This is a genomic window from Lentzea sp. NPDC060358 (genome assembly GCF_042725365.1).
In the GTDB taxonomy this organism is placed as follows: Bacteria; Actinomycetota; Actinomycetes; order Mycobacteriales; family Pseudonocardiaceae; genus Lentzea.
This window is the reverse complement of sequence record NZ_JBHXCW010000463.1, coordinates 1-1,621: the sequence shown is the minus strand read 5'-3', so window position 1 is coordinate 1,621 and position 1,621 is coordinate 1. Positions and strand designations below refer to the sequence as shown.

Here is a 1,621-nt window from a genome sequence, read left to right as displayed (position 1 = left end):
GGCGCGACCGGCTCACCCCGCGGCTGTGCAGAGGGCACCGCGCTGACCTGTGCAAGTTGCACTCTGCGTTTTCTCCACGGCTCTCAGGGGTATTCGCCGGTCCCGATTCCCCCGCGGCGCGTACGAGCGCCTGGAGCAGGATGGAGCAACGTGGAGATGACGCCTCCGAAGGACGTGTGGGGGCCGACGGTCGGCGTGGAGGAGGAGTTCCTCCTGGTCGACCCGGCCACCGGCGCGCCGGTGAACCTCGCGGCCGAGGTCGTCACCGTGGCCCGCGAACAACTGGGGCTCGAGCTGGAGCACGAGCTGACCGGCGCGCAGGTGGAGATCAACACGGCCGTGTGCCGCGACGTGGAGCAGGCCCGCGAGGAGCTGCTGGCGACCCGGCGGCTGGTGGCGCAGGCCGCCCAGCTGGCCGGCTGCCGCGCCGTCGCCGTGGGCGCCCCGCCGCTGGGCGAGGCCTCCGGCGAGGTGACGGACAGCCTGCGGTACCGGCGGATCGCGCGGGAGTTCGGCGCGCTCGCCGAGCAGCAGCTGATCTGCGGCTGCCACGTCCACGTCGCCGTGCCCGACCGCGAGACCGCCGTGCAGGTGTGCAACCACGTGCGGCCGTGGCTGCCGGTCCTAGCCGCGGTGACGGCGAACTCGCCGTTCTCCGGCGGTGAGGACACCGGCTTCGCGAGCTGGCGCTCGACGGTGTGGTCGCGCTGGCCGGTCTCCGGCCCGCCGCCCGTCTTCACCTCGTGGGAGCACTACGAGGAGGTCTGCGACACCATGATCACGGCCGGCACCGCGCTGGACCGGGCGATGGTCTACTGGGACGTCCGCCCGGCCACCGACCTGCCGACCGTCGAGGTCCGCGTCTCGGACGTGGCGGCGACCGTGGACGACGCGGTCCTGCTCGCGGCCCTGGTGCGCGCCCTCGTCGCGCAGGCGGTCGTCGACATCGGCAACGGCGTGGAGGCCGCGCCCGTGCCGCAGGAGGTCCTGCGGCAAGCGTGCTGGAGCGCGGCCAACGAGGGGCTGAACGGCACGATCCTGGACGTGCTGGCCGGGAAGCCCCGGCCGGTGCGCGAGCAGCTCGACGACCTGGTGCGCCGCCTGACCCCGGTGTTCGAGGCGAACGGCGACCTGCCGGCGGTGCGGCGCGGCCTGGAGCTGCTCGACCGCGAGGGCGGCGGTGCGGACCGCCAGCGCCGCGCGTTCCGCGGCGGGCAGGTCGAGCCGTTGCTGAGCATGCTGGACGTGGACAACGGCGACCGGGTGGACACGCCTGCCGCCTCGTGACGGCTCGGGTCCACTGAGGACCGGTGGAGGGCCCCGTGCTTCGGCGCGGGGCCCTTTCGCGTGGACGGGCCAGGGGATGTTGTGTGGCGCGGTGCGGCCAATGAGCCGTGGGTTGGCATCGTCTCGTGCGCGAAGCGCCTGGGGGCGCCGTCGTCTCGCGCGTACAACGCACCGAAGTGCGCGCAGCGCCGGGGCCGCCGTCGTCTCGCGCGTCCAACGCACCGAAGTGCGCGCAGCGCCCAGGCCCGCCGTCGTCTCGCGCACCCACCGCACCGAAGATCGCCGGTGGTCTTGTGCCGCAAACGCAACGAGGACCCGCGCCACGGCGCGGGTC

Annotated in this window: 1 protein-coding gene; it reads left to right on the top strand. The window is 74.2% G+C overall.

Features of this window, described 5'->3' with window-relative positions; genetic code table 11:
* The first annotated feature begins 156 nt into the window (after positions 1 to 156).
* Positions 157 to 1,287 carry a glutamate--cysteine ligase gene (locus tag ACFWGZ_RS40890; RefSeq protein ID WP_382456956.1) on the top strand — a complete coding sequence of 377 codons (1,131 nt, stop codon included), beginning with the start codon at positions 157 to 159 and terminating at the stop codon, positions 1,285 to 1,287.
* The last annotated feature ends 334 nt before the right edge of the window (positions 1,288 to 1,621 follow it).